26 protein-coding genes are annotated in these 26,138 nt (G+C 66.7%); 11 read left to right on the top strand and 15 right to left on the bottom strand.

Translation table 11 applies throughout. The features are described 5' to 3' along the window. The first annotated feature begins 2 nt into the window (after window positions 1-2). Window positions 3-1,064 carry a Holliday junction branch migration DNA helicase RuvB gene (gene ruvB, locus WBG56_RS05160; RefSeq protein WP_424265928.1) on the top strand — a complete coding sequence of 354 codons (1,062 nt, stop codon included), beginning with the start codon at window positions 3-5 and terminating at the stop codon, window positions 1,062-1,064. 430 nt (window positions 1,065-1,494) lie between these two features. Here ruvB and WBG56_RS05155 read toward each other — a convergent pair whose 3' ends face one another. From WBG56_RS05155 to WBG56_RS05140, 4 genes are read right to left on the bottom strand one after another with little or no spacing between them, the layout of a single operon-like run. Continuing rightward, window positions 1,495-2,964, bottom strand: a complete 1,470-nt coding sequence (locus tag WBG56_RS05155) for an ATP-binding cassette domain-containing protein (protein WP_424265926.1) — start codon at window positions 2,962-2,964, stop codon at window positions 1,495-1,497. Beyond that, complete coding sequence (locus WBG56_RS05150) at window positions 2,951-3,925, bottom strand: branched-chain amino acid ABC transporter permease (RefSeq protein WP_424265924.1); 975 nt, start codon at window positions 3,923-3,925, stop codon at window positions 2,951-2,953. Before WBG56_RS05150 ends, WBG56_RS05155 begins: the two co-directional genes overlap by 14 nt. 28 nt (window positions 3,926-3,953) lie before the next feature. After that, the gene (locus tag WBG56_RS05145) at window positions 3,954-4,832 is read right to left on the bottom strand and encodes a branched-chain amino acid ABC transporter permease (RefSeq protein ID WP_424265922.1); all 879 of its coding nucleotides are present in this window, start codon (window positions 4,830-4,832) and stop codon (window positions 3,954-3,956) included. A 24-nt stretch (window positions 4,833-4,856) separates the two neighbouring features. After that, complete coding sequence (locus WBG56_RS05140) at window positions 4,857-6,131, bottom strand: ABC transporter substrate-binding protein (RefSeq protein WP_424265920.1); 1,275 nt, start codon at window positions 6,129-6,131, stop codon at window positions 4,857-4,859. 243 nt (window positions 6,132-6,374) lie between these two features. On the opposite strand from WBG56_RS05140, the gene WBG56_RS05135 reads away from it, so the two are divergent. From WBG56_RS05135 to WBG56_RS05120, 4 genes are read left to right on the top strand one after another with little or no spacing between them, the layout of a single operon-like run. Further along, the gene (locus WBG56_RS05135) at window positions 6,375-7,787 is read left to right on the top strand and encodes a cbb3-type cytochrome c oxidase subunit I (RefSeq protein ID WP_424265918.1); all 1,413 of its coding nucleotides are present in this window, start codon (window positions 6,375-6,377) and stop codon (window positions 7,785-7,787) included. 3 nt (window positions 7,788-7,790) lie between these two features. Further along, on the top strand, window positions 7,791-8,813 hold the full coding sequence (locus tag WBG56_RS05130) for a cbb3-type cytochrome c oxidase subunit II (protein WP_424265916.1): 1,023 nt from the start codon (window positions 7,791-7,793) through the stop codon (window positions 8,811-8,813). Beyond that, complete coding sequence (locus WBG56_RS05125; RefSeq protein WP_424265914.1) at window positions 8,810-8,977, top strand: hypothetical protein; 168 nt, start codon at window positions 8,810-8,812, stop codon at window positions 8,975-8,977. Before WBG56_RS05130 ends, WBG56_RS05125 begins: the two co-directional genes overlap by 4 nt. 13 nt (window positions 8,978-8,990) lie before the next feature. Then, complete coding sequence (locus WBG56_RS05120) at window positions 8,991-9,443, top strand: hypothetical protein (protein WP_424265912.1); 453 nt, start codon at window positions 8,991-8,993, stop codon at window positions 9,441-9,443. Between the two features lie 61 nt (window positions 9,444-9,504). On the opposite strand, the gene recQ is transcribed toward WBG56_RS05120, so the two are convergent. From recQ to WBG56_RS05085, 7 genes are all read right to left on the bottom strand, one after another. Next, entirely contained in the window at window positions 9,505-11,445 is a 1,941-nt protein-coding gene (gene recQ / locus WBG56_RS05115) for a DNA helicase RecQ (RefSeq protein WP_424265910.1), read from the bottom strand. Further along, on the bottom strand, window positions 11,442-12,026 hold the full coding sequence (gene ruvA / locus WBG56_RS05110) for a Holliday junction branch migration protein RuvA (protein WP_424265908.1): 585 nt from the start codon (window positions 12,024-12,026) through the stop codon (window positions 11,442-11,444). Before ruvA ends, recQ begins: the two co-directional genes overlap by 4 nt. Before the next feature lie 61 nt (window positions 12,027-12,087). Continuing rightward, window positions 12,088-12,636 (bottom strand): crossover junction endodeoxyribonuclease RuvC, encoded by a 549-nt coding sequence (gene ruvC / locus WBG56_RS05105; RefSeq protein WP_424265906.1) that lies wholly within the window; start codon window positions 12,634-12,636, stop codon window positions 12,088-12,090. Further along, the gene (gene purH, locus WBG56_RS05100) at window positions 12,636-14,228 is read right to left on the bottom strand and encodes a bifunctional phosphoribosylaminoimidazolecarboxamide formyltransferase/IMP cyclohydrolase (RefSeq protein ID WP_424265904.1); all 1,593 of its coding nucleotides are present in this window, start codon (window positions 14,226-14,228) and stop codon (window positions 12,636-12,638) included. Before purH ends, ruvC begins: the two co-directional genes overlap by 1 nt. Window positions 14,229-14,255: 27 nt before the next feature. Beyond that, on the bottom strand, window positions 14,256-14,495 hold the full coding sequence (locus tag WBG56_RS05095) for a helix-turn-helix domain-containing protein (RefSeq protein ID WP_424265902.1): 240 nt from the start codon (window positions 14,493-14,495) through the stop codon (window positions 14,256-14,258). A 42-nt stretch (window positions 14,496-14,537) separates the two neighbouring features. Further along, a complete protein-coding gene (gene dusB / locus WBG56_RS05090; protein ID WP_424265900.1) occupies window positions 14,538-15,551 on the bottom strand; it encodes a tRNA dihydrouridine synthase DusB in 1,014 nt (337 codons plus the stop codon). A gap of 28 nt (window positions 15,552-15,579) precedes the next feature. Further along, window positions 15,580-16,734: an FAD-dependent monooxygenase gene (locus tag WBG56_RS05085; protein WP_424265898.1), complete on the bottom strand. Its 1,155-nt coding sequence runs from the start codon at window positions 16,732-16,734 to the stop codon at window positions 15,580-15,582. An 87-nt stretch (window positions 16,735-16,821) separates the two neighbouring features. On the opposite strand from WBG56_RS05085, the gene WBG56_RS05080 reads away from it, so the two are divergent. After that, window positions 16,822-17,679, top strand: coding sequence for a cytochrome c oxidase assembly protein (locus WBG56_RS05080; protein WP_424265896.1), 858 nt, complete (start codon window positions 16,822-16,824; stop codon window positions 17,677-17,679). A 7-nt stretch (window positions 17,680-17,686) separates the two neighbouring features. Next, entirely contained in the window at window positions 17,687-19,159 is a 1,473-nt protein-coding gene (locus tag WBG56_RS05075) for a M48 family metalloprotease (RefSeq protein ID WP_424265894.1), read from the top strand. Window positions 19,160-19,184: 25 nt separating this feature from the next. On the opposite strand, the gene WBG56_RS05070 is transcribed toward WBG56_RS05075, so the two are convergent. From WBG56_RS05070 to WBG56_RS05060, 3 genes are read right to left on the bottom strand one after another with little or no spacing between them, the layout of a single operon-like run. Next, a complete protein-coding gene (locus tag WBG56_RS05070) occupies window positions 19,185-20,303 on the bottom strand; it encodes a YheT family hydrolase (RefSeq protein WP_424265892.1) in 1,119 nt (372 codons plus the stop codon). Further along, window positions 20,272-20,502 carry a zinc-finger domain-containing protein gene (locus WBG56_RS05065; RefSeq protein ID WP_424265890.1) on the bottom strand — a complete coding sequence of 77 codons (231 nt, stop codon included), beginning with the start codon at window positions 20,500-20,502 and terminating at the stop codon, window positions 20,272-20,274. The genes WBG56_RS05070 and WBG56_RS05065 overlap by 32 nt, the downstream gene beginning before the upstream one ends. Window positions 20,503-20,513: 11 nt before the next feature. Next, window positions 20,514-21,434, bottom strand: a complete 921-nt coding sequence (locus tag WBG56_RS05060) for a branched-chain amino acid transaminase (RefSeq protein WP_424265888.1) — start codon at window positions 21,432-21,434, stop codon at window positions 20,514-20,516. Between the two features lie 125 nt (window positions 21,435-21,559). Between WBG56_RS05060 and WBG56_RS05055 the strand changes: the two genes are divergently transcribed. Continuing rightward, the gene (locus WBG56_RS05055) at window positions 21,560-22,945 is read left to right on the top strand and encodes a DEAD/DEAH box helicase (protein ID WP_424265886.1); all 1,386 of its coding nucleotides are present in this window, start codon (window positions 21,560-21,562) and stop codon (window positions 22,943-22,945) included. Window positions 22,946-22,991: 46 nt separating this feature from the next. On the opposite strand, the gene WBG56_RS05050 is transcribed toward WBG56_RS05055, so the two are convergent. Beyond that, entirely contained in the window at window positions 22,992-23,396 is a 405-nt protein-coding gene (locus WBG56_RS05050) for a thioredoxin family protein (RefSeq protein ID WP_424265884.1), read from the bottom strand. A gap of 25 nt (window positions 23,397-23,421) precedes the next feature. Here WBG56_RS05050 and WBG56_RS05045 point away from each other — a divergent pair, with 25 nt between their 5' ends. From WBG56_RS05045 to WBG56_RS05035, 3 genes are all read left to right on the top strand, one after another. Then, window positions 23,422-24,222, top strand: coding sequence for an EI24 domain-containing protein (locus tag WBG56_RS05045; protein ID WP_424265882.1), 801 nt, complete (start codon window positions 23,422-23,424; stop codon window positions 24,220-24,222). Window positions 24,223-24,270: 48 nt separating this feature from the next. Continuing rightward, complete coding sequence (locus tag WBG56_RS05040) at window positions 24,271-25,116, top strand: competence/damage-inducible protein A (protein WP_424265880.1); 846 nt, start codon at window positions 24,271-24,273, stop codon at window positions 25,114-25,116. Between the two features lie 208 nt (window positions 25,117-25,324). Beyond that, window positions 25,325-26,047 (top strand): IclR family transcriptional regulator, encoded by a 723-nt coding sequence (locus WBG56_RS05035; protein WP_424266351.1) that lies wholly within the window; start codon window positions 25,325-25,327, stop codon window positions 26,045-26,047. Window positions 26,048-26,138: the final 91 nt, after the last annotated feature.

The raw sequence follows: 26,138 nt of genomic DNA, 5'->3' as shown, positions 1-26,138 counted from the left end.
TCATGGCGATACAACCCGATTCCCTGTCTTCCGGGGCTCCCGAGCCCAGGCTGGTGGCCCCCGACGTGGCTTCGCACGCCGAAGACTCCATCGAACGCGCCCTGCGGCCCAAATCCCTGGGCGACTATGTGGGCCAGCAGCGGGTGCGCGACCAGCTCGACATCTTCATCGCGGCCGCCCGCCAGCGCGGCGAATCCCTGGATCACGTGCTGCTCTTCGGCCCGCCGGGGCTGGGCAAGACCACCCTGGCGCACATCGTGGCCCACGAAATGGGGGTGCAGCTGCGCCAGACCTCCGGCCCGGTGCTGGAACGCCCCGGCGACCTGGCCGCCATGCTGACCAATCTGGAACGCAACGACGTCCTGTTCATCGACGAGATCCACCGCCTGTCCCCCGTGGTAGAGGAAATCCTCTATCCCGCCCTGGAAGACTTCCAGATCGACATCCTGATCGGCGAAGGTCCGGCCGCCCGCAGCGTGAAGATCGATCTTCAGCCCTTTACCCTGGTGGGGGCGACGACCCGCGCAGGCATGTTGACCAATCCGCTGCGCGACCGCTTCGGCATCGTGTCGCGGCTGGAATTCTATTCGGCCGAAGACCTGACCCACATCGTGCGGCGCAGCGCCGGTCTGCTGGGCGCCGACACCACCCCTGAAGGCGCTGCGGAGATCGCCTGCCGTTCCCGGGGCACGCCGCGTATCGCCAACCGCCTGTTGCGCCGGGTGCGCGACTATGCCGAAGTCCGCGCCGATGGGCGGATCGACACCGCGACGGCGCGGGCGGCATTGGCCATGCTGGAAGTCGATCCCCAGGGGCTGGATCTGATGGATCGCAAATTGCTGGAGGCCATCGTGCACAAGTTCGATGGCGGCCCGGTGGGGGTGGACAGCCTGGCGGCGGCCATCGGCGAGGAACGCGACACCATCGAAGACGTCATCGAACCCTATCTGATCCAGCATGGCTACCTGCAGCGCACGCCCCGGGGCCGCATGGCCACGCGCCGCTGCTGGCAGCATCTGGGCCTGAAGGCCCCCAGCGGCGGGGACGGGGCCCAGCTGTTTTAGAGCTTGCTCCTGTCAGGAATGGTCATTGTTCGTTTGGCTGCCTGGGGGTATCACGGCTCGTGGGGCGGCCGTTTGGGGGGAGATCTTTTCGAGGGATCTCTTTGGGGGATCTCTTCGGGGCGTGGGGCGCCGGGGTGGACAGGTCGCCTGTTGGCGGCTGCGCCGCGTATGGACGAGTAAGCTCCAACAGTCCACCCCGACGCCCCACGCCCCGAATGACGAGAATTGGAGCATTGCTGGTTCTTGAACCGCGCCATCTCAAAAGAATGGCAGTGTGATCCTGTCGTCTATCGTCGTGTCGCGGTCATCCGGTGCTGTTGGAGCATACTGGTCCATACGCGGCGCAGCCGCCAATAGGCGACCGGCGCCGGATGACCGCGACACGACGATGAGGTCACGCACGAGACGACGATGAAGTTGCCATTCCCTCCTATAGCAGGTCTTCGCCGACCTCCGCGGCAAAGCGCGCTGCGGGGCCGTCCCAACGCAAGGAACCCGTCTCCAGCAGGTAGATGCGGTCCGAATGCTTGAGCGAGAAAGTCAGGTTCTGCTCGGCCAGCAGGACCGTCAGCCCGCCTTCCTGCTGCAGCCGGGTCAGCACGTCGGATATGTCTTCCAGCACCAGTGGCGCCAGGCCCAGAGTGGGCTCGTCCAACAGCAGCAGACTGGGTTTTTGCATGAGCGCGCGTCCGATCGTGAGCATCTGCTGCTCGCCGCCGCTCAGGGTATGGGCGCTTTGCGCGGCGCGGGCGCCTAGCACCGGGAACAGGTCATAGACCCATTCAAGCCGTCGTGCTCGTTCGCGGGTGTCCAGGGCGTGGCCGCCCATGTCCAGATTCTCGCGCACCGACATGGCCGAGAACAGTTCTCGGGTTTCCGGACACAATGCGATGCCCAGAGAGGCATTGGCCGATGGCTTGCGGGATCGCAATGACTGGCCGTGGAAGTGGACGTCGCCTGCGTAGTCCACGAATCCCAGGATGCTGTTGAACAGCGTGGTCTTGCCCGCGCCGTTCAAACCGACGACGGAGACGAATTCTCCTTCGTCCACGTGCAGGTCGATATCGCGCAGCGCCTGTGACTTGCCATAGCGGACCGAGTCGATCCGCGCCTGCAGCAACCTTCTGGTCGGTGTGACGTGCTGGGTCGCGCTGCGGGGGGACTGGGCCGCATCCAGGGATTTGCCGAAGTAGACTTCCCTGACCCGTTCATTGCCTGTGGCTTCGGCCGGAGAGCCTTCGAAGATCTTGCGGCCCGTGTGCATGACGGCGATCCGGTCCACCAGTTTCGCGACGGCCTTGACGTTGTGGTCCACGAGCACGATGGCGCATCCGGCTTCGCGCATGGCCAGGAACAGTTCCGAGAATTCGCCGGTTTCACGCGGAGCGAGTCCGGCAAAAGGTTCGTCCAGCAGCAGCACGTGCGGGTTGGAGGCCAGGGCCTTGGCGATTTCGAGCCTGCGCAGGTCGGCAAAGGGCAGGGAGTCCGGACGCTGGCGCAGGACGTGGCTCAGACCCACCCGATGCGCCACGTCCCGGGCCCTCTGGTCGAGTCGCGGCGGGATGCGCCACTGCAGAAGCGCGTCGGGCAGCAGCGCCAACTGGATGTTTTCCAGCACGGTCTGGCGCCGCAGCGGGCGCGAATGCTGGAAGACCATGGTCATCCCGGCCTTGGCGATGGCGTGGGTCGGCAGCCCCGACATGTCCCGCCCGCGCAGCCGGACCGTTCCCCTGTCCGGCCGCGTGATGCCCATGGTGAGGATGAGGGTCGTGGATTTCCCCGAGCCGTTGGGCCCGATCAGACCCAGGATCTCGCCGCCGTCCACCGAGAAGGCCATGTCGTCCACGGCCTGCAGCCCGCCGAAGCGTTTGGAAAGCCCCGAGACTTCAAGAGTCGCCATGCTTTTCCTCCGCGTGAGCGCGGAAGAGGCTCACGAAGCCTCCGGGTGCGAACAGCAGCACGAGCAGGCCCAGCACCGCCACGGCGGCGTTGCTCAATTGGCCGAAGGGACGCAGCATTTCACCGGCCACGATCAGGAAGATGGCGCCCAGCACGGATCCGAAGATGGAGCGCCGGCCGCCGATGATGGCGGCGATGATGATCTGGACCACCACGGACAGGGCCACCACCGTGCCGGGCGATGCCGTGCCGAAGTAGAAGACCGTCATGGCGCCCGCCAGCCCCGAGAAGAAAGCGCTCAGCGCGAAGGCGAAGATCTTGAATTTGGCCGTGTTGAAACCCAGGGTCCTGGCCGCGTCGGCATCCTGTCCGATCGCCTGGAGGATCAGGCCCAGGGGCGAACGCACGATGAGCCGCAGTGTGACCGCGGTCACGGCCATCAGGCCCCAGGCGTAGTAGAAGTTTCCGGCGCTGCTGTCGGTCAGAATGTCCGGCAGCGCCAAGCCGATTTCGCCGCCCGTGTAGTTGGCGAAAAGGGTGATGAGATCGCTCAGGATCAAGAGGGCGACCAGCGTGACCAGCCCGAAATAGGGGCCCTTCAGGCGCAGTGCCGGACCGGCCAACAGCAGGCCGCCCGCGATGGCGGCGACCACGCCGGCCGGGATGCTGGCCCAAACGGGCCAGTTCCACAGGGTGTTGCACAGGCCCGCGCCGTATGCGCCCAGGCCGATCAGGAAGGTCGGACCGAAGTTCACCTCGCCCAGGTAGCCGAACAGCAGGTCCCAGTTCATGGCGTAGACCGCCACGTAGAAGGCGAAGGTCAGCACGCCCAGGTAGTAGCCGGTGGCCAGCAGCGGGATGCACGCCAGCAGCGCGAAGAACAGCAGCGCCGCTGCGGTCTGCCAGCGCAGGCCATGAGCTCGTCCTGTCGTGTGCGGATCGGCGGGGGCGGTAGGAGACATGCGCGAATCCCTGACGGTGAAGGTGTGGTCAGCGCCGCCCGAACAGGCCTTGGGGGCGGACGTACAGGACCAGGATCAGCAGCACCAGCCCGGGCAGCTCGCTGAGGGCCGGAGAAATCAGGTAAGCCGTGAGCGTGCTCAGGAAACCGAGGATGTAGGCCCCCGCCAGGGAACCCAGGATGCTGCCCAGCCCGCCCAGCACCACGATGGTGAAGGAGATGGCCGTGAGGTTGGTCGCGACGGGACCGCTGGCGCTGGTGAACGAGGCCAGCAGGACGCCCGCGACGCCGACCACCAGGCCGTACAGGCCCCAGATGGCGAGATGGATGCGGCCGATGTCATAGCCCACGATGGCCAGTCCCTTGGGGCTCATCGAGGCGGCCAGCATGGCCTTGCCCAGCCGGGTGCGGGAGATGAAAAGCCAGAGGCCGAGCAGCACGAGCCAGGCGACGGCGCCGATCAGCAGGCTGTTGCGCGGGACGGTGTTGCCGCCGATCCGGATGACTCCGTCCATCATCGGCGGCGTTGTGACCGGCGTGGCGCCGAAGGCCCACTCCAGGATGCCCTGGATGACGATGGCGACCAGCAGCGTGGCGACCAGCTGGAACACGTGCTTTTCTTCAGGCGGAATGTGCCGGAAGCGTTCCAGCGGCAGGATGACCAGCCCGTAGAGCAGGTAGGTGGCCGCGATCGCCGCCAGGATCCCGACCCCGGCGGCTCCGTAGAGGCCAAGCGCTGTGTGTTGCCCGACGTACCAGGCCACCATGGCGGCCAGGACAATGAGCGCGCCATGCGCCAGGTTGAGGATCCCCGAAATGCCGAAGATGGCGGCCATGCCGGCGGCGCCCAGTGCGTAGATCGCCCCGATGATGAAGCCGCTGATCAGGATTTGGATGAGAAGATCCATGGTCCGGCGCGTGGCGGCATGCCGTCAGGACTTGGGAGCGGGGACGAAGCTCGGCACTTCGATCTTCCCGGTTGCCAGCCGCGACGGCCAGACGATCACCTGTTTGCCGTTTTGCCACTGGAAGGCCACGACCGATGCGCCCTTGGCGGGGTCGGGGTCGGCCACCAGCTCGTGGGCGAACGGGCTGTCGAGGCCATAGAAGCGGATCTGGCCCATCACGCCTTCGATGTGGGTGCCTTCCAGCGCCTTGACCAGCGCATCGCCCTTGGCGGCGCCGTGGGTGCGCTTGAGGGCGTCGGCCAGCGCATACATGGCTTCGTAGGTGGAATAGGCGCCGTAGGCGGGCTGGTCGATGCCGAAGCGCTTCTTGTAGGCGTTGTAGAAGGCGGCGGTGCGGCTGGTCACTGCGGCGCCCGACAAGCCGGCGCTGGTGGTGATCAGTCCATCCGTCGCGCCGTTGGTCGCCGCCCAGAAGTCGGACGAACTCGCCGAGGCATTGATGCCGTCGAAAAGCGCGGGCACTTGCTGCTGATGCCACTGCACCACCGGCGGCACGCTGACGTGGGCGACCCCCGCCATGATGACGTTGGCGTGATCGCTCTTGATCTTGCTGTAGATCGGGGTGAAATCCGTGGTGCTGGGGGCGAAGCGCGTGTGATTCACCACCTTGAAACCGGCCTTGGGCAGGCAGCTCTCATAGGTCTTGTCCACGGCTTTGGTCCAGTCGGCGTCTTCGCTCAGGATGGCGACGCGGTTGAATCCCGCCAGTTGTGGATTCCGGATCAGCGTGTCGTGGCCGATCTGGCAGATCTGCTGAGCCTGGACCTCGGAGTTGAACCAGAAAGAGAACGTGTATTTGAAGCGGTCCGGCTGCGCGTGCGTGCGGCCCGGGATTTCGGGCGAGGCTGTGGCGGTCACCAGCAGCGGGGTCTTCAGGCGGGAAGCCCAGGGCATCAGGGCGAGCCCCACTTCGCTCTCGAAAATCCCCACTGCGGCGACGGAATGGTCTTCCTGCACCGTGCGCTGGAAAGCTTGCGCCGCGTTGGTGGCGGATTCCTGCGTGTCGTATTCGTGCAGTTTGATGGGGCGGCCGTCTATCCCGCCGCTGGCATTGATCTCCGCGGCGGCCAGCTCGGCCGAATTGAAAATGGATTTGCCCAGTATCTGGCTCTTGGGGGCCAGCACGCCGATGGCGATGGGCTCAGCGGCGGCTGCCTGCGGGATGGTCAGGGCGTAGCCGGCTACGCCCAGGAGTGCGGTCGTGAATGCTATCCATGGCCGAAGTGTTGGAAACTTCATTGCATGTCTCCTTGCCACGAACCTGAGTTCTGCCGAAAGGCGCCAGGCGCCTGGCGGGTTCGGATCGAGCAAGCGCCGTGCCTGTCGCGAAAGGCAGACACTTTCCAGTGTATGAGGCGCGTCTTACACATATCTTAAAAATACTTGACATTTTTCTTTAAACACTGATTGCTTCGCATGAATTGGGGCTCCGACTCTTTTCGGCGACGTACCATGAAAGCGATTTTCTGCCGGAGGTACACAGTGACTGAAGAAAATCTCGCCGGGGCGTCGCGGGCGGCGCCTGTCGGGCCGGATGCCGAGCTGACGCGCATTTTCAGCGCCTATACAGTCTGTGCGACGATCTGGCTGGTGTTCGCAACGGCGGTCGGCATGCTCCTGGCCGTCAAGCTGGTCTACCCGGAATTCGCCGGCACCGCCCTGTCGCTGACGTTCGGGCGCCTGAGGCCGATCCATACCAATGACACCTTCTACGCGTGGGCCAGCCCGGCGATGATCGGGCTGGCGCTTTACATCGCGGCAAAAAGCTCAGGAGCGCGGCTCTATAGCGCGCGACTCGCCTGGATCACCCTGATCCTGCTGAACGTCGCGGCGCTGGCCGGCACGGTGGCGCTGGACCTGGGTTTGAACAACGGCGCTCAGGAATACCGTGAATGGCTGTGGTGGATCCGCGTGATCCTGGGGGCGGGGCTGGTGCTGACCGCGTGGAATCTCATCGGCACGGTGGCCCGCCGGGCGGGCAAGGATATCTATCTGTCGAACTGGTACACCATCGGCGGGACATTGTGGACCATCATCATCGTGCTCATCACGCTGGCGCCCTGGTACCAGCGTGGCCTGGGGCAGGTCGCCGTGCAGGGCTATTACATGCACAACGCCGTGGGCATGTGGTTCACGCCGCTGTGCCTGGGGATTTTCTACTATGCGCTGCCCAAGGCGATGAACCGGCCTATCTATTCATATTCGCTGGGCATTTTCGCGTTCTGGACCAATCTGGCTTTCTATCCGCTGCTGGGGGCGCATCATTTCCTGTTCAGTCCGCTTCCCTGGTGGCTGCAGACCACGGCCATCATCGCGAGCGTGGCCATGCTCGTCCCTGTGTGGGGCGGCAGCGCCAATTATCTGCTCACCATGCGCGGGCGGCCGGAGCGCCTGTATCGGGCGCCGGCCATGTTCATCCTCGTGGGCGTGCTGGGCTATCTGATCGGCTCCACTCAGGGCACGCTCGAGGCCTTTCGCTCCATGCAGGCGATCTGGCACTTCACCAATTACGCGGTGGGGCATTCGCATCTGACGATGTACGGTTTCGTGACCTTCGCCATCTGGGGAGGCATCTATGAGCTGTTGCCGCGCGCGACGGGCCGCAAGCCCGACAATCTGCTGTTGGGCATCCATTTCTGGCTGGCCACGGTGGGCATCGTGGTCTATGTGATGGCGCTGTCCATCGGCGGCACGGTTCAGGGCTTGGACTGGGTGGCCGGAAAGCCCTTCATCCAGTCGGTGGCGGACATGGCCCCCTACTGGTTGTGGCGGTCCGTGGGCGGCTTGCTGATGTTCCTGAGTCATCTGGTATTCGCCTGGAACGTCTGGGACATGACCTATCGTCGTGCGCCGGGCGTGGCTGGGATGCCTGCGGCGGTCGGAACGGGAGTGTGATTCATGTTCAAGTTGCTGGCGATCGCCGGGGGTTCCGCCCTGTTGTATGCCGTCTGGTCGTTCATGATGGCGATATTGCCCGGTTTCGAGCTGGCGGCCGTGCCGCCCGGTTCCGGGGTGGATCAGTTGACCCTGCTGCAGCAGCACGGTCGGGATGTCTATGTCAGTGAAGGGTGCGCCTACTGCCACACGCAGCAGGTCCGGCCTTTGCCGGTGGATCGGATCTTCGGTCGCCCTTCCGCGCCTGGGGACTTTGCCTACCAGACACCCGAACTGCTGGGGTCGGAACGGACCGGCCCCGACCTGACCAATGTGGGCCAGCGCCAGTCCAGCGCTATCTGGCAGTACATCCACCTGTACGATCCGCGAGCGGTGGTGCCGCAGTCGGTCATGCCCTCGTTCAGGGCCTTGTTCGAGGTCCGGGACCAGGCGTCCGCGGGCGAGCAGGCTGTGCCGGTCCCCAAGTCCTACGCCCCCGCGCATGGCGTGGTGGTGCCGACTGCCGATGCCAAGGCTCTCGTGGCGTATCTGCTGTCGCTGAAGCAGCCGGCTTTGCCCAAGGGGCAATCCGGAAGCTCGGCGATGGCGGCGGCGGGCGCCGCGCAACCGGCCGCATCGTCGTCGCCGGGCGGCGGCGCGGTCCCGGCGGGCAGCAGCGCGACTGCGGCCGGGGTCGCGGTTGCGTTCGATGCGGCGGATGGCGCCCGGCTCTTTGCGTCGACCTGCGCGGCCTGCCATGGCGCCCAGGGGGCCGGGGTTCCGGGCGTGTTTCCGCCGCTGGCCGGTAATCCCGTGGTGAACGACAAGGATCCCGGCGAGCACGTCCGGGTGGTGCTGCACGGCCTGCACGGCCGGGCCATCGGCGGCACGACCTATGCCGCGCAAATGCCGTCCTTTGCGGCGCAACTGAGCGATGCCCAGATCGCCGACATCATCGACCACGAACGAACGTCGTGGGGCAATCATGCGCCTGCGGTGACGGCCGGCGAGGTGGCGGCGATCCGGGCCAAGGGAGAGCAGCCATGATGATGGAAGCCTGGGCTGACCATTGGGTGGGCAATCTGGTGATTCTGGCGGTGTTCGGCTTGGGAACCGTCGCGTGCTTCGCGGTCGCGCTGCGGATGCTGATCCATCCGGGCGAGCAGGAAACACATCATCCCAAATACGGGATCTTGCGGGATGATCGGTAAAGGAGTCAGTGCCATGGCAGATGAATCGCGCATCCGCATCTATCTCGACGAGCAACCCGAACCCATCGCGGAGTATGCGCCGCCGGTGGCGGTGAACCTGGACACGCGGGCCTTGCCGGACGGCCCGCACCGCCTGCGGATCGAGGCGCGCGGCCACGACGGCCAGGTGGGTGTGCGCGAGGTGCCATTCCAGGTGCGCAACGGGCCGGGCATCACGCTCACCGGGATTCGGGCCGAGGCGATCGTGCATGGCAATCTGCATTTCACGGTCAACGCCTTTGGAGCCGAGGAGCCGTTCGAACCGCGCCGGGCCGAGTCGCCGTCGCCCATTCCCGTCTGGCTCTGGGTGCTGTCTTTGGTGATCGTGGCCTGGTCCGCCTGGTATGCGGCCGTGGATTGGGAGCCGCCCGCGCCTTATTCGCAGGCGCCGACCTACGTGCAAGGCACGTTCTGGCAGCATCGCTGATCGCTCGTGACGCAGACCGTCTCGTCGCGCCCTTCAGATGGATGGAAGGGCGCCCGGTGTGCTAGCTCTGGACCTGCGCCACGCAGGCCACCACATCGGCGCCGTAGGTCTCCAGCTTGCGGGCGCCCACGCCGCTGATGCCGGCCAGGGCGTCCAGGCTGTCGGGGCATTGCAAGGCGATTTCCCGCAGGGTGGCATCGTGGAAGATGACATAGGCGGGCAGGCTGTGCTCTTTGGCCACGCGGGCCCGCCAAGCCCGCAGATGCTCGAAGCGGGCCAGGGCGTCGGGTGGCAGGGCGTCCAACTGGGCGGCTGTGGTGGTGCGCTGGCGGCTGGTTTTGGCGCGTTTGACGGCCACCGGGCGCAGCATCAGGGTGCGTTCCCCCTTCAGCACGGCGCGGCTGGCTTCGGTCAGGGCCAGGGTGCCGTAGCCTTCCAGGTCCACCGTCAGCAGGCCCAGGGCCAGGGCCTGGCGCAGGATGCCGCGCCACGCGTCTACCGACAGGTTTTCCCCCACGCCGAAGACGCTGAGCGTGTCGTGCCCGTGCTGCTTCACGCGATCGGTCATCTGGCCGCGCAGGATGTCGATCAGGTGTCCGCCGCCAAAGCGCTGGCCGCGTTCGCGCCACAGGCGGTAGACGGCGGACAGCAGTTTCTGCACCGCCACCGTGCCGTCCCAGGCGGCAGGCGGTTCCAGGCAGGTGTCGCAATTTCCGCAAGGCTCGATGGTCTGGCCGAAATACGCCAGCAGATCCTGACGTCGGCAGGTGACGGTTTCGCAGAGGGCCAGCATGGCGTCCAGTTGCCGCATCTGGCGGCGCTGGTGCAGAGGGTCGCCGTCTGAATCGTCGATCATGCGCCGTTGCTGCACCACATCCTGCAGGCCGTAGGCCAGCCAGGCATCCGCCGGCAGGCCGTCGCGTCCGGCGCGTCCGGTTTCCTGGTAGTAGCCTTCGACGGATTTCGGCAGGTCGATGTGGGCCACGAAGCGCACGTCGGGTTTGTTCACCCCCATGCCGAAGGCGATCGTGGCCACCATGACGATGCCGTCTTCACGCAGGAAACGAGCCTGGTGGTCGGCGCGGATCCGCGCGTCCAGCCCGGCGTGATAGGGCAGGGCCGTGATGCCGTTGCGCGTCAGAAATTCCGCCGTCTGTTCCACGCGGGTGCGCGATAGCGCATAGATGATGCCGCATTCCCCGGCGTGTTCCGCGCGGATGAAATCCAGCAGCTGGCGGCGGACTTCCTGTTTTTCGACGATGCGGTAGTACAGGTTGGGCCGGTCGAAGCTGGCGACGAACTGCGGGGCGTCCTGCAAGGCCAGGCAGGAGACGATGTCGCTGCGGGTCGCCGCCGTGGCGGTCGCCGTCAGCGCCACCCGGGGGATGCCGGGCCAGCGTTCGGCCAGCAGGCTCAGGCCCTGGTATTCGGGGCGGAAGTCGTGCCCCCACTGCGAGACGCAGTGGGCCTCGTCGATGGCGAACAGCGCGATGCGGCCCTGGCTCAGGAAGTCCAGGCAGCGGGGGGTGAGCAGCCGTTCCGGAGCCACGTACAGCAGATCCAGCTCGCCGCGCAGGAAGGCGCGCTCGACCTCGCGGGCCTGGCCCGGCGTCTGGGTGGAATTCAGGAACGCGGCCCGCACCCCCAACTCCTGCAGGGCGTCTACCTGATCCTGCATCAGCGCGATCAGAGGCGAAATCACCACGCCGACGCCGGGCCGCACCAGGGATGGGATCTGGTAGCACAGTGATTTCCCGCCCCCGGTAGGCATCAGCACCAGGGCATCGCCCCCCGAGATGATGTGCTCGATGATGGCTTGCTGCTCGCCGCGGAAGGCCTCGTAGCCGAAGACCTCGCGCAGCGCGTCCAGGGCGGAGTCATAGCGGATGGGGGCGGGGGCATCGCCCGGGGCCAGGGCCTGCACCGGTTCGCCGTCCGCGTCCCAGAAGGGCATCCGATCCTCGTCGTGCATGGGCATGTCGATATCAGTGTCCGGACTCATGCCCGGGACAGCGCTTTCAGGGCCTGGCGGATGCCGTCGGATACGGTCAGGCCCTCCGGCAGAGCGCCGATGGCGCGCCGCGCCTCGGCGCTGGAATAGCCCAGGGCCTGCAGGGCGTTGAGGACGTCGCTGTCGCTCGCGCCGGCGGGAGCGCCATCGGTGCGCGGCGCGCCCGCCAGCGGGGTGAGCTTGTCGCGCAATTCCAGCAGCAGGCGTTCGGCGGTTTTCTTGCCGATGCCGGGGACTTTGACCAGCCGCCCGGATTCCTGGCGTTCGACGGCATCGGCCAGGTCTTCGACGCTGAGGCCCGACAGCACGGCCAGCGCGGTGCGGGCGCCGATCCCGGTGACCTTGATCAAGGCCCGGAAGGCGCTGCGTTCGGCGGCGCTGGCGAAGCCGTAGAGCACGTGCGCATCTTCCCGGATCGCCAGGTGCGTGTGCAGGCTGACGGTCTGGCCCACCGGGGGCAGCTTGTAGAGCGTGCTCATGGGCACGTCGATTTCGTAGCCCAGCCCGCCTGTTTGAATACAGACGGTCGGAGGGCTCAGTTCGATCAGGGTGCCGGTGATGCGGCCAATCATGGTGGATTCCTGGGGGATGAGTGACGCGGGACGTGCATGGAGGGCAGGCCGTGGGTGGCCTTCAGGATACCAGACGGCCTGTGCGCAGGCGCCGGGTGCGGGACGATAAAGTCTCGGGGGCCAGCGCCTGCAGCCGGCTGGCCAGCGGGGCGCAGTGCGCGTGGCAGATGGCGCAGGCCAGGGCGTCGGCGGCGTCCGGCGCGGGCTCGCCGTCCAGCGCCAGCAGGCGGCGCACCATGGCCTGGATCTGCTCCTTGCTGGCGCGGCCGGTGCCGACCACGGCCTTCTTGATCTGCAGGGCCGTGTATTCCTGCACGGCCAGGCCGCTGTCGGCCAGCGCGCACAGGGCCGCGCCCCGGGCCTGGCCCAGCAGCAGGGTCGAGGCCGGGTTGGCGTTCAGAAAGACTTTTTCCAGCGCGGCCTGATCGGCCTGGGCATCCCGGGCGACTTCCCGCAGATTGTCCAGAATGACCTTCAGGCGGGCATGCAGCGGCAGGGCGGGCGGCACGACGATGGTGCCGCTGGCGACATAGCGCAGCCGGGCGCCATGGACCTCTATGACGCCGAAGCCCGTGCGGCGCAAGCCCGGATCGACACCCAGAATGCGCATCAGTGGCGGAAGTGCCGGGTGCCGGTGAAGACCATGGCGATCCCGCGCTCGTCGGCGGCGGCGATGACTTCGTCGTCGCGGATGCTGCCGCCCGGCTGGATCACGCAGGTTGCGCCTGCATCGGCCACCACGTCCAGACCGTCGCGGAAGGGGAAGAAGGCATCCGACGCCACGGCCGATCCCTGCAGCGACAGGCCGGCCTTTTCCGCCTTGATCGATGCGATGCGGGCCGAGTCGATGCGGCTCATCTGGCCGGCCCCGACGCCCAGGGTCATGCCCTGGCCGCAGAAGACGATGGCATTGGACTTCACGTACTGCGCCACGTTCCAGGCGAACAGCAGATCCTGCATCTGCGCGGCGGTCGGCGCCAGGCGGGTGACGACCTTGACGTCGGATTCGCCGGCCGGATGGCCATCCGGATCCTGCACCAGCCAGCCGCCGCCCACGCGCTTGACGTCGAAGGGGTTGCGGGCGGCGCCCGGCGGGATCTCCAGCACGCGCACGTTCTTTTTCGCCGCCAGCACGGCCAGCGCCGCGCCGGTGTAGGCCGGCGCGATCAGGACTTCCAGGAACTGCTCGCTGACTGCGCGAGCGGCGTCGTCATCCACCGTGGTGTTGAAGGCGATGATGCCGCCAAAGGCCGATGTCGGGTCGGTCTTGAAGGCCTGCTGGTAGGCGGCCAGCGCGTTCGCGCCCAGGGCCACGCCGCAGGGGTTGGCATGCTTGACGATGACGCAGGCGCCGGTCGCGAAGCTGCGCACGCATTCCCAGGCGGCGTCGGCGTCGGCGATGTTGTTGTAGGACAGTTCCTTGCCCTGGATCTGGCGATAGCCGGCCAGCAGGCCTTTGCCGATGGGCTTGTCGTGGTAGACGGCGGCGCCCTGGTGGGGGTTTTCGCCGTAGCGCAGGGCTTGTTGGCGTTCCATCTGCACGGTCAGCACCCGGGGCCAGGATTCTCGCACCGGCACCTGCGCGGGGGCCGGTTCGCGCTCGGCCAGACTGCTGAGGTAGCCCGCGATGGCGCCATCATAGGCGGCCGTGTGAGCGTAGACCTTGGCGGCCAGTTCCAGGCGCAGGCCGTAGGACGGTTGGCGCGTCGGGCCGTCCATGTCGGCCAGCACGCGCGGGTAGTCGGCCGGGTCGATGACCACCGTGACGCCGCCCTGATCCGAGCCATGATTCTTGGCCGCGGAGCGCAGCATGGCGGGGCCCCCGATGTCGATGTTCTCGATTGCGTCGGCCAGGATGCAGTCGGGTTTGCTGATCGTTTGCTGGAAGGGATACAGGTTGACCACCAGCAGATCGATGGTCGGGATGTCCTGGTCCTTCAGGGTCTGCATGTGCTGCGGGTCGTCGCGCCGGGCCAGCAGGCCGCCATGGATGCGCGGGTGCAGGGTCTTGACACGGCCGTCCAGGATTTCCGGGGATCCCGTGTGGGTGGCGACTTCGGTCACGGTCAGGCCGGCGTCGCGAAGCAGGCGGGCGGTGCCGCCGGTGGAGAGCAGGGCGACGCCGCGCTGGGCCAGCGCCTGGGCGAATTCGACGACGCCCGATTTATCGGACACGGAGATCAAAGCAGTCTGTATGGTCATGGCAGCAGGGAAAGGACGGAAAAGAGATCAGGCGGTCAGTTGGTGGACCTGGAGTTTCTTGCGCAGGGTCCCGCGGGTGATGCCCAGCATGTCGGCGGCGCGTGTCTGGTTGCCTTCGGTGCGTTCCAGCGCGACTTGCAGCACGGCGCGTTCGACGCACAGATTCACCATGGCCAGCATGTCGTTGGGCGCGGAATCCCCGAGATCTTCGAAATAGCGATCCAACTGGTCGCGAACGGCTTTTTCCAGGGGCGTCGTGGTAGGCATGGGATAAAAGGAATCAGGAAAGGGTCTTGGATAAAAAAAGCGTCAGTGCAATATGGCCGGAGCCGGGACTGCGGGTGCATCGGCGGGCTGTTCATCCAGCCAGCGCCGCAGCGCCAGGGACTGCTGCGCCGTGCTGTCGAGCGCCATGATGGCGGGCAGCAGGGCGTCGGCCCCTGGCAGGTCCGCCAGATACCAGCCGATGTGCTTGCGAGCCGTCCGCACTCCGGTGCGCTCGCCGTAAAAAGTGTAGTGGTCTTCGAGGTGGCCGAGCAGGTGTTCGCGCAGTTCGCCGTACGTGGGGGGTGGCAGATAGGTGCCGTGCGCCAGATAGTGGGCGATCTCGCGAAAGATCCAGGGGCGACCCTGGGCGGCGCGTCCGACCATGATCGCATCGGCCCCAGTGTAGTCCAGAACGCTGCGGGCTTTTTCCGGGCTGTCGATGTCGCCGTTGGCGATCAGGGGGATGCGGATGGCCTGGCGGACGTCGCGGATGGTGTCGTATTCGGCCTGGCCGGCGTACAGGTCGCAGCGCGTGCGGCCATGCAGGGTCAATGCGGCGATGCCGCAGTCTTCCGCCAGGCGGGCGATGCGCACGGCGTTGCGGCTGTCGCGATCCCAGCCGGTGCGGGTCTTCAGGGTCACGGGGATGCCCAGCGGGGCGCATGCCGCCACCACGCGCTGCAGGATGCGGGCCACCAGGCCCTCGTCGCGCAGCAAGGCCGACCCCGAAGCGATGTTGCAGACCTTTTTCACCGGGCAGCCCATATTGATGTCGATGATGCGGGCGCCCTTGCGGATGTTGAACAGGGCGGCCTCGGCCAGCATCTCGGGATCGGCGCCGGCGATCTGGATGGCGATGGGGTCGGGCTCGCCGTCGTGATTCAGGCGGCGGGACGTCTTCACGCTGTCCCATAGACGGGGGTTGCTGGCGGCCATTTCGGAGACTGCATAGGCCGCTCCCAGCGCCTTGCACAGGCGCCGGTAGGGGCGGTCCGTGACCCCCGCCATGGGGGCCGCGCAGACAGGGTGCGGCAGGGTCCAGGTTCCGATACGCATGGCCGGTATTGTAGAAGCAGGCGTGCGGCTACAGCCGCTGGCCCTGCAGCAGGTGGCGGGCCAGGGGTTTGCGCAGGGCCGGCAGCACGTCCAGCGCCGCCAGGCCCAGGCCGCCCAGGTGGCGCAGCGCGGGGTTGGATGTGGCGAAGATCCGCGGCAGCAGATCGGTGATGCCCAGCGTCAGCCCCCGGTCCAGGCGGCGCTGGCGGGCGTGATGTTCCAGCAGCGGCTGCAGCGGCTGCGCGGGGTCCGACAGCCAGGGCTGCAGGGCATGCGCCAGTTGGGCGGCATCGCGCAGCCCGAGGTTCAGCCCCTGTCCCGCCACCGGGTGCAGGGTCTGGGCCGCATTGCCCACGGCGACGATGCCCGCGCCCTGAAGGCTGGGGCCCGCATGCAGGGACAGCGGGAAAGTATGGACGCCGCCTGTCCGTTCCAGTGCGCCCAGGCGTTGGCCGAAGGCGGTCTGCAGGGCCTGGTTGAAGGCGTCGGGCGGCAGATCGGCCAGCGCGCGCGCCTGCTCGGGCCGGACGCACCAGACCAGGCTGTACAGATCCTGGCCGGCGGGATGGGGCAGCAGGGCCAGCGGACCGGTGCGGGTGAAGCGTTCGAAGGCGCGCCCGGCGACGGGCTGTGCCGCCCGGACCGTGGCCAGCACGGCGGTCTGGCCATATTCACGGTGCAGCCCCTGGGGGCGGGCGCCGTCGGACATCAGCACCAGGCGGCTGGTGACGGGGCCATCGGCCAGTTGCAGGGTGACGGGCTGGCCGGGTCGGGGCCGGGCCGGACGTTCGGTGATCCGTCGCACGCCGCTGCGCCGGACCGCCGCGTGCAGGGATTCCAGCAGCGCGTCGTAGGCCACGACGCAGCCCAGGCGGGGCACGCCCAGCTCCGCCTGGTCGATCAGGGTGCGGCCCAGGTGTCCCGCCTGGGACACGTGCACGGTCAGGATGTCGGCGGCGCGGGCCGGCCAGGCCCCCAGGTGCTGCAGCAGTTGGCGGCTGCCGTGATTCAGGGCCAGGGCGCGGGGGTCGATGGCCTGGTCGGGCGCGCGCGGGGCCGGATCGGGGCCCATCAGGGCGATGCGGTCCGGGCGCGGCGCGCTGCGGGCCAGATCCAGGGCCAGCACGCAGCCGACCGGGCCGGAGCCGAGAATCACGATGTCGTAGGTCGGGTGGTCGGACATGGGCAGGGCGGGCGATCAGGGAAAACGCCCATTTTAGAATGCTTTAAACTAGACGGATTGCGTTTTTCCGAGCCATTGCGCTGTCTCATGGATCTGCTTGCCTGGCTGCAGCCCTGGGAATTTTCTCCCACCCTGGTATTGGCCTTTCTGGCCTCGGCGTGGCTGTTCCTGCGCGGATTGCATGTTCATCGGGTAGGCCGGGCGCGCCAGACGCTGTTCTGGATCGGCTGGGCGCTGCTGTATCTGTCCCTGCATACCCGGGTGGACTACTACGCCGAACGCATGTTCTTCATCCACCGCGTGCAGCACTTGGTGCTGCACCACCTGGGGCCCTTGCTGATCATGGGGGCCTATCCCGGCCAGGTCATGCGGGCGGGTCTGCCCCTGCGCTGGCGCGTGTGGCTGGCGGCTGCGCGGCGGCACGGCCCGGTGCGGCGGCTGGAAGCCCTGGCCACCCACCGCTTTCTGATTCCCTTCCTGTTTGTCCTGCTGGTGCTGATCTGGCTGGAGCCGACCGTGCAGTTCTATTCCATGCTGGACTGGCGCATCTACCGCTTCATGAACTGGTCGGTGGTCATCAGCGGCCTGCTCTATTGGAATCTGATTCTGGATCGGCGGCCCCACCCGCCCGCCTCCCTGTCCGCGGGCGGACGCATCTTTTCCCCGGTGTTCACCATGGCGCCGCAGATGCTGGCCGGGGCGATCATCGCCTTCACGGGGCATGATCTCTACCCGGTTTTTGATCTGTGCGGCCGGGCGTTGCCCGGTTTCAGCGCGCTGGACGATCAGGTGATCGGGGGGCTGATCATGTGGGTGCCGGCGGGCCTGATCGAAACCTTCGGCCTCTTGTATGCCCTGGGGACCTTGATGCGCCTGTCGTCGCGCGGCCGTCTGCCGCAGCCCAAGCGCCGGGCGCCACAGCCTTCGACCCGTGCCGCTTCGTAGCCCGCCCATGAACACCGGCCTGCGCCGCATCGGACAAACCTTCTGCCTGTCGGCGGCGCTGGCCTGCGCCTTCCCCGCCTGGGGCCAGCCCATGGGGCTGCCATCGATGGGAGCCGCGTCCGCGGCGGAGTTATCGCCTCTGGTCGAGCGTACCCTGGGCCAGGCCATCATGGAGCAGGGCCGCCATGACCCGACCTATATCGCTGACCTGGACATCAATCAATACCTGACCAGCCTGGGGCGGAAGCTGGCTTCACATGCGCCCCAGCCGCTGTCCCAGACCATCACCGTCTTTGCGGTGCGCGATCCGGCCATCAACGCCTTCGCCCTGCCGGGCGGCTATATCGGCATCCACAGTGGCCTGGTCGTGGCCGCCCAGAGCGAATCCGAACTGGCCGGCGTGCTGGCGCACGAAATCGGCCACGTCATGCAGCGCCACATCGCCCGGGGCATCGCCCAGCAGTCGCAGGGCACCGGGCTGATGGTGGCCAGCCTGATCGGGGCGCTGCTGGCGGCCTTGGCGGGGCAGGGGGATCTGGCCATGGGGGTGGCGACGTTCGGTCAGGCCGCCACGATCGATCGCCAGTTGGGTTTTTCCCGCAGCGCGGAACAGGAAGCCGATCGCGCGGGTTTCCAGATGATGCGCCAGGCGGGCTTCGACCCCCGGGGCATGGTGGATATGTTCCGGCGCCTGATGAATGCCTCACGCCTGAACGAGGGCGCAGGAGGCGGCTACGCCTCGACCCACCCCTTGTCCATCCGGCGCCTGTCCGATATCGAGAACCGGATCGCCGAACTGCCGCCTGTCGCTGCGCATCCGGATCCCGAGTTCTGGTTCGTGCGGGCGCGGCTGGCGCTGATCCAGGGGCGTGGCACCGAGGACCGCCTGCGGCAGACTTTCAAGAGCGAGGCTCGCGATCGGCAGGGCAGCCGTCAGGCCGCCGCTCTGTACGGCCTGGCCTGGCTGGACTGGAAAGCCGGCCAGGCCGCGGCAGCCCAGCAGCAGGTGGAGGCCGCCCGGGCGGTACAGCCGGCTCCCCAGCTGGATATGCTGGAGGTCCGTCTGGCGCGGGCGCGCAGCGCGAGTGCCGCTGTGGAGGCATCGGCCCAGGCCTGGAAACATTGGCCGCATAGCCAGGGGGTCGCGGACGAACGGGCGCGCGCCTTGCAAGCGGCCGGGCAGGATCAGGCCGCAGTGGATTTCCTGAAGGCCGCCATCCAGCAATGGCCCGACACGCCGGAATTCCAGCAGTTGCTGTCCACCAGCCTGGAACGCCTGGGCGAAAAAGTCCAGGCGCACGAAGCCATGGCGTCCTATTTCGAGCAGACGGGCGCCTTGCCGACGGCCATGGAACACCTGCAGCAGGCGCGCCGCCTGTCCCGGGACTTCTACGAGCAGTCGCGTCTGGACATGCGCATCCGCGCCTTGCGCGATCGCCTGGAAAATCAGCGGGCGCTGCTGGAACCCTACAAGAAATAACGCATTGCCCGGAGCGGGCGGCCGGCTATCGCCCGCTGTCGAAGAACTGGTGCAGCCGGGCGGGCAGCCAGCCCAGGTGGCCCGGGAACATGCCGGTGACGAAACTGGCGTGCCCCCCCTGGCTGGGCTGATGCAGCAGGACGTCCGATGAAGCGTCGCGGCTTCCGGGCAGCGAGGCTTCGGGCACGAAGGGGTCGTTGCGAGCGTTCAGGATCAGGGTGGGTACGCGGATGTCCGGCAGCAGGGGCAGGCAGGCCGCACGTGTCCAGTAGTCCAGCGCGTTGCGGTAGCCGTGCATGGGGGCGGTGTACAGATCGTCGAATTCGCGCAGGCTGCGCATGCGCTGGGTGCGCAGCACGTCCACCGAGCCCGGGAATTCCTGAGCCTTGCCGAAGATTTTGCGGCGGATGCTGTGCAGGAAATAGCGTGAATACAGCTGCCGCCCCCAGACGGTGTCCGATAGCCGGCGCCCGCAGGCGGCCAAGTCCATGGGCACGGAAATGGCGGCCGCCGCCCGGAGTCCTTGCGCGCCGCGGCCGGTCTCGCCCAGGTGTTTCAGCAGCGCGTTGCCCCCCAGGGAAATACCGGCGGCGTGCCAGGCGGCCCGCGGCAGGCGCGAGCGGACATGATCCAGGAGGAAGGCGATTTCCGAGGAGTCGCCGCTGTAGTAGGCCCGCGCCATGCGATTGGGCACGCCTGAGCAGCCCCGAAAATGGGCGGCCGCCACCACCCAGCCCCGGCTGCGGAAGGCATGGGCGATAGCCTGCATGTAGGGACTCAGGCTGCTGCCTTCCAGGCCGTGGAACAGGATCAGGGCGGGGGCGTCCGCGGGCAGGCGGGGCCAGTCGGCCGGTTCCATCCAGCGACTGGCGGCCGTGCCGACCAGGCTGGATTCGTGGGGCGTGGCCAGACCATCCGGCCGGACATGCGGATCCAGACCCGGGCCGCACCAGTCCAGATCCACGAAATCGCCGTCGGGCGTATCGACCCGTTCGCGGACGAAGCGGATCGCGGGGTGCTGCGCGCAGAAAGCGCCGTACAGCGTTTGCGCATGCCCGCCCGGCAGCCAGGCCGGCACGGGGCAGCGGCTGATGTCGAGACGGGCGGGCGAATCAGATACGGATGCCGGCCTGTTCGTGGCCATGCGGGTGGTCGCCGTCGCGCAGAATGTATTCAGTGCCGCAGTACTGGCATTTGGCGACCCCGTTTTTCACGACTTCGATGTAGGTGCGGGGGTGCATGGACCAGAGCGGGGATTTCGGGCCGGGGCAGTAGACGGGCAGGTCTTCGGCGCCGACGACGATGGGTTCCGGTTTCTGGGATGAAGCGGGCGTGCTGCTCATGAGGTTTCCTGTCAGACTTTCGAGAGCCAATGGTGGTATTTCGGGGTTTTGCCCGAGACGGCTTCGAAGAATGCTTTTTGCAATTGGGCGGTGATGGGGCCGCGTTCGCCGGCCCCGATCTGGCGGCCGTCGATTTCACGGATGGGCGTGACTTCGGCAGCCGTGCCGGTGAAGAAGGCCTCGTCGGCGATGTACAGGTCGTCGCGCGTCAGGCGCCGGGACGCGACCTGCAGGCCCAGGTCGGCGGCGATCTGGTGGATCGTGGCGCGGGTGATGCCGGTCAGTGCGCAGGCGATATCCGGTTCGTAGATCACGCCGTCGCGCACGATGAACAGGTTTTCGCCGGAACCTTCGGCCACGAAGCCGTCAGTGTCCAGCAGGATGGCCTCGTCGTAGCCGTGTTCCAGGGCTTCGGTATTGGCCAGGATGGAATTGGCGTAGGTGCTGGCGATCTTCGCGCGCGGCATGGTGACGTTCACATGCTGGCGGGCGTAGGAAGAGATCTTGACGCGGATGCCCTGCTTCAGGGCTTCTTCGCCCAGGTACGCGCCCCAGGGCCAGGCGGCGATGGCGACGTGCACCATGGCGCCTTTGGGCGAAACCCCCATTTTTTCGGAGCCGTAGAACACGATCGGGCGGATGTAGCAGGATTCCAGTTCGTTGCGGCGCACGACTTCGATCTGGGCTTCGGAGATGGCCTCGCGCGTGTAGGGAATCTTGATCTGGTAGATATGCGCCGAATTGAACAGGCGCCGGGTGTGGTCTTCGAGGCGGAAGATGGCGGTGCCGTGGTCGGTCTTGTAGGCTCGGACGCCCTCGAAGACGGACAAGCCGTAATGCAGTGAGTGTGTCAGGACGTGGGTGGTGGCGTCGCGCCAGGGCACGAGTTTGCCGTCATACCAGATCACCCCATCGCGGTCAGCCATGGACATTGCCGTCTCCCAGATGAATTAGGGATTTATTGTACCAATTGCCCGCCCTGCGGCGATGCACGTTAAAATAGACTGTTCATGAACACGCAGGGCCGATTCCGGCGCCTGTGTTCCTTTAGCTACGAATGACCGAATCCACCCCTACCGATCCCATTGCCGAACAACCCGTCGCGTTTGGCCAGTTCGGCCTGCATCCAGGCATCATGAAGGCCATCGAGGCCACGGGCTACACGTCCGCCACGCCGATCCAGGCCAAGGCCATCCCGATTGCCCTGACGGGGCGCGACGTCATGGGGGCGGCCCAGACCGGCACCGGCAAGACCGCCGCATTTTCCCTGCCCATCCTGCATCGCCTGATGCCGTTTGCCAGCACCAGCGCATCGCCGGCCCGTCATCCGGTGCGGGCGCTGATCCTGACCCCCACACGCGAACTGGCCGACCAGATTCACGAAAACGTGCAGCGCTACAGCCAGTTCGTGCCTCTGCGCGCGGCCGTGGTCTTCGGCGGCGTGGACATCCGCCCGCAAAAAGAACAACTGCGCCAGGGCTGCGAAATCCTGATCGCCACCCCGGGGCGGCTGCTGGATCACGTGGAACAGCGCAATGTGAACCTCGGTCAGGTCGGCATCCTGGTGCTGGACGAGGCCGACCGCATGCTGGACATGGGCTTCCTGCCCGACCTGGACCGCATCATGCGCCTGTTGCCCCCGGGGCGTCAGGGGCTGCTGTTTTCCGCCACCTTCAGCCCTGAAATCCGCAAGCTGGGCCGCAGTTTCCTGCGCACTCCCGTCGAAGTCGAAGTCGCCCGGCCCAATGCCACGGCCGATACCGTCACGCAGATCGCCTATCCCCTGGAAGGCGAGGCCAAGCGCCGCGCCGTGGTGCATCTGGTGAAATCCCGCCAGCTCAACCAGGTCATCGTGTTTTCCAACACCAAGATCGGCTGCAGCCGCCTGGCGCGGCAACTGGAACAGGACGGCATCCGGGCGGAATCCATTCATGGCAACAAGTCCCAGGTCGAACGCATGAAGGCCCTGGACGCCTTCAAGGCCGGCACGCTGGAAGTCCTGGTTGCCACGGACGTGGCTGCCCGGGGACTGGACGTGGCCGGTATCCCCTGCGTCATCAATTACGATCTGCCGCGCAATCCGGAAGACTACGTGCACCGCATCGGACGTACGGGCCGCGCGGGCGCGGAAGGCGAGGCCATCGCCCTGTTCTCTCCGGATGAAGAGCGCTACCTGCTGGATATCGAAAAACTCATCAAGACCAAGATCCCGCGCGGGGAGCTGGAATTGCCGCGCCAGCCCCGCCGCCGTCCGGTCGGGGTGCATCGCAGCGGGGGGCAGGGCTGGCACGCCTCCGAAGCGCCGCTGGATGATTTTTTCACCCAGCCGTATGTTCCTGCGGCCGTCGGCGATCAGCCCGCCATGCCGGATGTCCGGCCCGCGGTCACGCCGGCGCGGCGGCCGGTCGGGGTGCTGCTGGGCGGCCCCCGCAAGTCCGACTGATCTCTCCAGGCCCGGCCGGCGGATGGCCGGCCCCGACCCGGCCGATTCAGGCGCCTGCCAGGTCGTCGATACGGCCGGGGCCGTCATCCCGCACCGGTAGATCGTCCGCGCCGTCCAACAGGCGCCGCAGATGTTCGACATAGGGCAGCTGAACCCCCCAGAAGCGTGTGCCGGCGCGATCCTGCACCAGCACGGTGGGAAAGTTTTCGATGTCTTCGTCGCCCAGCCAGTCGGGGCTGTCCTCGACGTCCACCCAGATGAAGGTCCAGTCGGGATGCTGCGCGGCCAGCGATTCCAGGGCGGGTTGATAGCCATCGCAGGTGCGGCACCAGGCGGCGCAATAGCACACGATGCGGCGCCCGTCGTCCCGGGCCAGGCGCTCGCGCAGGGCGGGCAGATCGGTGTGGGGGTTGAATACTTTCATCAGGGCAATATAGTATGAAAATTCCATCTTCTTTTCACACCATGTGTGCCGTATGACGCATCAGAATCTTGTCTTGCGCGGGTCGCAGTCTTCTCGTGGCCTGTCCCTGGTCGGGCAGGCGTTCCGTCGCGCCCTGCTCAGTCAATTGCATCCGCGCATGGTCGCCGCGCTATTCCTGCCTTTTTTGGTGGCTGCGCTGGGGGCGGTCGTCCTGCTGTGGTTCTTCTGGTCGCCCTTGACCGGCTGGCTGGATCAGGAAGCCACATCCTGGGGGGTATTCAACACGGTGGACGGCTGGCTGGTGGCGGTGGGGCTGTTTTCGCTCAAGCTCTGGCTGGTGCCCTTGATGGCGGTCGGCCTGCTGCTGCCGCTGGCGGGGATCCTGGGGCTGGGCATTGCCGCCGTCTTCGTCATGCCCCTGGTGCTGCAGCACCTGGAAAAACGTGATTATCCGGGGCTTGGCCGCCAGGGGCAGCATGCGACCGTGCTGGGCACCTGGAATGCCATCTGGGTGGGTCTGCTGTTCTGCCTGGGCTGGCTGTTCACCATGCCTTTGTGGCTGCTGCCGCCCATGGCGCTGGTCCTGCCCATTTTCTGGTGGGCCTTCGCGCTGAACCGCATGCTGCGGGTCGATGCCATGATCGAACACGCCAGCCCGGCCGAGCGGCGCCTGCTATGGCGCCGCCACAACCGGCAGCTCTGGCTGATCGCCGCCATTCTGGCCGTGATCAATCTGGTGCCTTTGTTCTGGCTCGTGATGCCGGTATTTTCAGCGCTGGTCTATGCCCATTTCTGCCTGGACGCCATCGGGCGCCTGCGGGCGGAAACCGTGATCGACATGCCGGGACGCTAGCCGCGGTCCCCGGCCCCTGATTTCTGATCCTCAAACGGGAACCCTTCGATGACATCCTCCCCGAGCATCCCTCCGTCTGCGTCACAGGCGGCGCGCTCACCCGTTCCGTCGGTGCGCCTGATTGCGATTGGCGACGAAATCCTGTCGGGTCGGCGCCAGGACAAGCACTTCGCCACCCTGATCGAACTGCTGCAGGCCCGCGGCATGCGGCTGAAGGCGGCGGAATTCATTTCCGACGACGAGGACGACATCACGGCCTGTCTGCGACGCAGCTTCGCGACCGGCGATCTGGTTTTTTGCTGCGGCGGCATCGGGGCCACGCCCGACGACCGTACCCGCCAGGCGGCCGCCCGCGCTTTGGGGGTGGGCCTGGCCCTGCATCCCGAAGCGGCCCGGCTGATCGGCGAACGGTGCGCGGAAATGGCGGCCAAGGGGCAGGGCAGCGCCGACATGTCCACCCCCGAGAACCAGCAGCGCCTGCAGATGGGGGTATTCCCGGTGGGCGCGGACATCATTCCCAACAGCTACAACCGCATCCCCGGGTTTTACATCCGCAATCACAGCTTCATGCCGGGTTTCCCCGTCATGGCCCACCCCATGATGGCCTGGACGCTGGATACCCGCTACGCCCGCTGGCATCACCAGGAAGCCCGGGTCGAACATTCCTTCCTGGTCTTCGGCCTGCCCGAATCGCGCATCACGCCCGCCCTGGAATCCCTGGAGCAGCGCTGGCCCGGGATCCGGGCCTTCAGTCTGCCCAATGTCGGGGATTCGGGCGGCCATCCGCACATCGAACTGGGTGTGAAAGGCGAACCCGATTCCGCGGCCCGGGCGCTGGCCTGGCTGCGCACGGAGGTCCTGTCCCTGGGGGGACGCCTGAACCCGCCGGTCTGAAATATCCCGGGGCGTGTCCGCGCCTGTTCGACATTTAGCGCTTGCCAGATGGAGTGATTTTTCATAGTATGGAATTGTGGCATTGCAACAAATTCCATTTATGGCGCGTCCCTCCAGCTCTTCCTCTCTGTTGTCCTCCCCCCAGCCATCGCTGCGGGATACCGTGGCTGAACACAGTTCCGTCACGATCCAGGTGCTGGATCGCGCCATGCGCATCCTCGACGTCCTGGCCGGACAGCGCGACCCTGTGGCCCTGAAGGATCTGGCGGCCGCCACGGGGCTGCACGCCTCGACCACCCATCGCATCCTGGCCGATCTGGCTGTCGGACGCTATGTCGAGCGGGTGGACAGCGGCCTGTACCGCCTGGGCATGCGCCTGCTGGAATTGGGGTCCCTGGTCAAGGGGCGCCTGGACGTGCGCGCTGCTTCCATGGGGCCCATGCGCGAATTGCATCGCCAGACGGGGCAGACCGTCAATCTGTCCCTGGCGCAGGGAGACGAGATCGTCTACATCGAACGCGCCTGGAGCGAACGCTCCGGCATGCAGGTCGTGCGGGCCATCGGCGGACGGGCTCCCCTGCACCTGACGTCCACCGGGAAGCTGTTCCTGTCCACCTGGGACGCGCGCGGCGTGCGCAGCTATGCCATGCGCACCGGCCTGGCCGGCAACACGCGCAACAGCATCACCCAGCTGGACCAGCTGGAACGCGAATTGGCCCTGGTGCGGCGTCATGGGTATTCACGCGACAACGAGGAACTGGAACTGGGCGTGCGCTGCATTGCCGCCGGGGTCTACGACGACACCGGCACTCTGTTGGCGGGGCTGTCCTTGTCCGCGCCGGCGGAGCGCATGCGCGACGACTGGATCCCGCTGCTGCTGGCGGCCACCACCAGCATTTCCGAGGCGCTGGGCTACGAGTCCCAGCATTGAAACAACCGTCACGCGGCAGGTCCGGATTGTTTTGTTGCGCCGCAACAAAAAACGCTTGACTTCGCTGTTGGTTGATTTAGAATTTGATTTG

It is taken from the genome of Castellaniella sp. (genome assembly GCF_049671645.1).
Lineage (GTDB): Bacteria > Pseudomonadota > Gammaproteobacteria > Burkholderiales > Burkholderiaceae_B > Castellaniella.
Note: the sequence above shows the minus strand (reverse complement) of the source record. Positions and strands in the feature narration are given on the sequence as shown.

Excerpts from the sequence above, each read along its gene's own strand:
- ruvA (WP_424265908.1), bottom strand. The coding sequence starts at position 12,026 with ATGATTGGCCGCATCACCGGCACCCTGATCGAACTGAGCCCTCCGACC.
- WBG56_RS05055 (WP_424265886.1), top strand. The coding sequence starts at position 21,560 with ATGACCGAATCCACCCCTACCGATCCCATTGCCGAACAACCCGTCGCG.
- WBG56_RS05050 (WP_424265884.1), bottom strand. The coding sequence starts at position 23,396 with ATGGAATTTTCATACTATATTGCCCTGATGAAAGTATTCAACCCCCAC.
- WBG56_RS05145 (WP_424265922.1), bottom strand. The coding sequence starts at position 4,832 with ATGGATCTTCTCATCCAAATCCTGATCAGCGGCTTCATCATCGGGGCG.
- WBG56_RS05120 (WP_424265912.1), top strand. The coding sequence starts at position 8,991 with ATGGCAGATGAATCGCGCATCCGCATCTATCTCGACGAGCAACCCGAA.
- WBG56_RS05085 (WP_424265898.1), bottom strand. The coding sequence starts at position 16,734 with ATGTCCGACCACCCGACCTACGACATCGTGATTCTCGGCTCCGGCCCG.
- ruvB (WP_424265928.1), top strand. The coding sequence starts at position 3 with ATGGCGATACAACCCGATTCCCTGTCTTCCGGGGCTCCCGAGCCCAGG.
- WBG56_RS05080 (WP_424265896.1), top strand. The coding sequence starts at position 16,822 with ATGGATCTGCTTGCCTGGCTGCAGCCCTGGGAATTTTCTCCCACCCTG.
- WBG56_RS05150 (WP_424265924.1), bottom strand. The coding sequence starts at position 3,925 with ATGTCTCCTACCGCCCCCGCCGATCCGCACACGACAGGACGAGCTCAT.
- recQ (WP_424265910.1), bottom strand. The coding sequence starts at position 11,445 with ATGAGTCCGGACACTGATATCGACATGCCCATGCACGACGAGGATCGG.
- WBG56_RS05075 (WP_424265894.1), top strand. The coding sequence starts at position 17,687 with ATGAACACCGGCCTGCGCCGCATCGGACAAACCTTCTGCCTGTCGGCG.
- WBG56_RS05070 (WP_424265892.1), bottom strand. The coding sequence starts at position 20,303 with ATGGCCACGAACAGGCCGGCATCCGTATCTGATTCGCCCGCCCGTCTC.
- WBG56_RS05130 (WP_424265916.1), top strand. The coding sequence starts at position 7,791 with ATGTTCAAGTTGCTGGCGATCGCCGGGGGTTCCGCCCTGTTGTATGCC.
- WBG56_RS05155 (WP_424265926.1), bottom strand. The coding sequence starts at position 2,964 with ATGGCGACTCTTGAAGTCTCGGGGCTTTCCAAACGCTTCGGCGGGCTG.
- WBG56_RS05065 (WP_424265890.1), bottom strand. The coding sequence starts at position 20,502 with ATGAGCAGCACGCCCGCTTCATCCCAGAAACCGGAACCCATCGTCGTC.
- WBG56_RS05035 (WP_424266351.1), top strand. The coding sequence starts at position 25,325 with ATGCGCATCCTCGACGTCCTGGCCGGACAGCGCGACCCTGTGGCCCTG.
- WBG56_RS05095 (WP_424265902.1), bottom strand. The coding sequence starts at position 14,495 with ATGCCTACCACGACGCCCCTGGAAAAAGCCGTTCGCGACCAGTTGGAT.
- ruvC (WP_424265906.1), bottom strand. The coding sequence starts at position 12,636 with ATGCGCATTCTGGGTGTCGATCCGGGCTTGCGCCGCACGGGCTTCGGC.
- WBG56_RS05040 (WP_424265880.1), top strand. The coding sequence starts at position 24,271 with ATGACATCCTCCCCGAGCATCCCTCCGTCTGCGTCACAGGCGGCGCGC.
- WBG56_RS05060 (WP_424265888.1), bottom strand. The coding sequence starts at position 21,434 with ATGTCCATGGCTGACCGCGATGGGGTGATCTGGTATGACGGCAAACTC.
- dusB (WP_424265900.1), bottom strand. The coding sequence starts at position 15,551 with ATGCGTATCGGAACCTGGACCCTGCCGCACCCTGTCTGCGCGGCCCCC.
- WBG56_RS05125 (WP_424265914.1), top strand. The coding sequence starts at position 8,810 with ATGATGATGGAAGCCTGGGCTGACCATTGGGTGGGCAATCTGGTGATT.
- WBG56_RS05140 (WP_424265920.1), bottom strand. The coding sequence starts at position 6,131 with ATGAAGTTTCCAACACTTCGGCCATGGATAGCATTCACGACCGCACTC.
- purH (WP_424265904.1), bottom strand. The coding sequence starts at position 14,228 with ATGACCATACAGACTGCTTTGATCTCCGTGTCCGATAAATCGGGCGTC.
- WBG56_RS05045 (WP_424265882.1), top strand. The coding sequence starts at position 23,422 with ATGACGCATCAGAATCTTGTCTTGCGCGGGTCGCAGTCTTCTCGTGGC.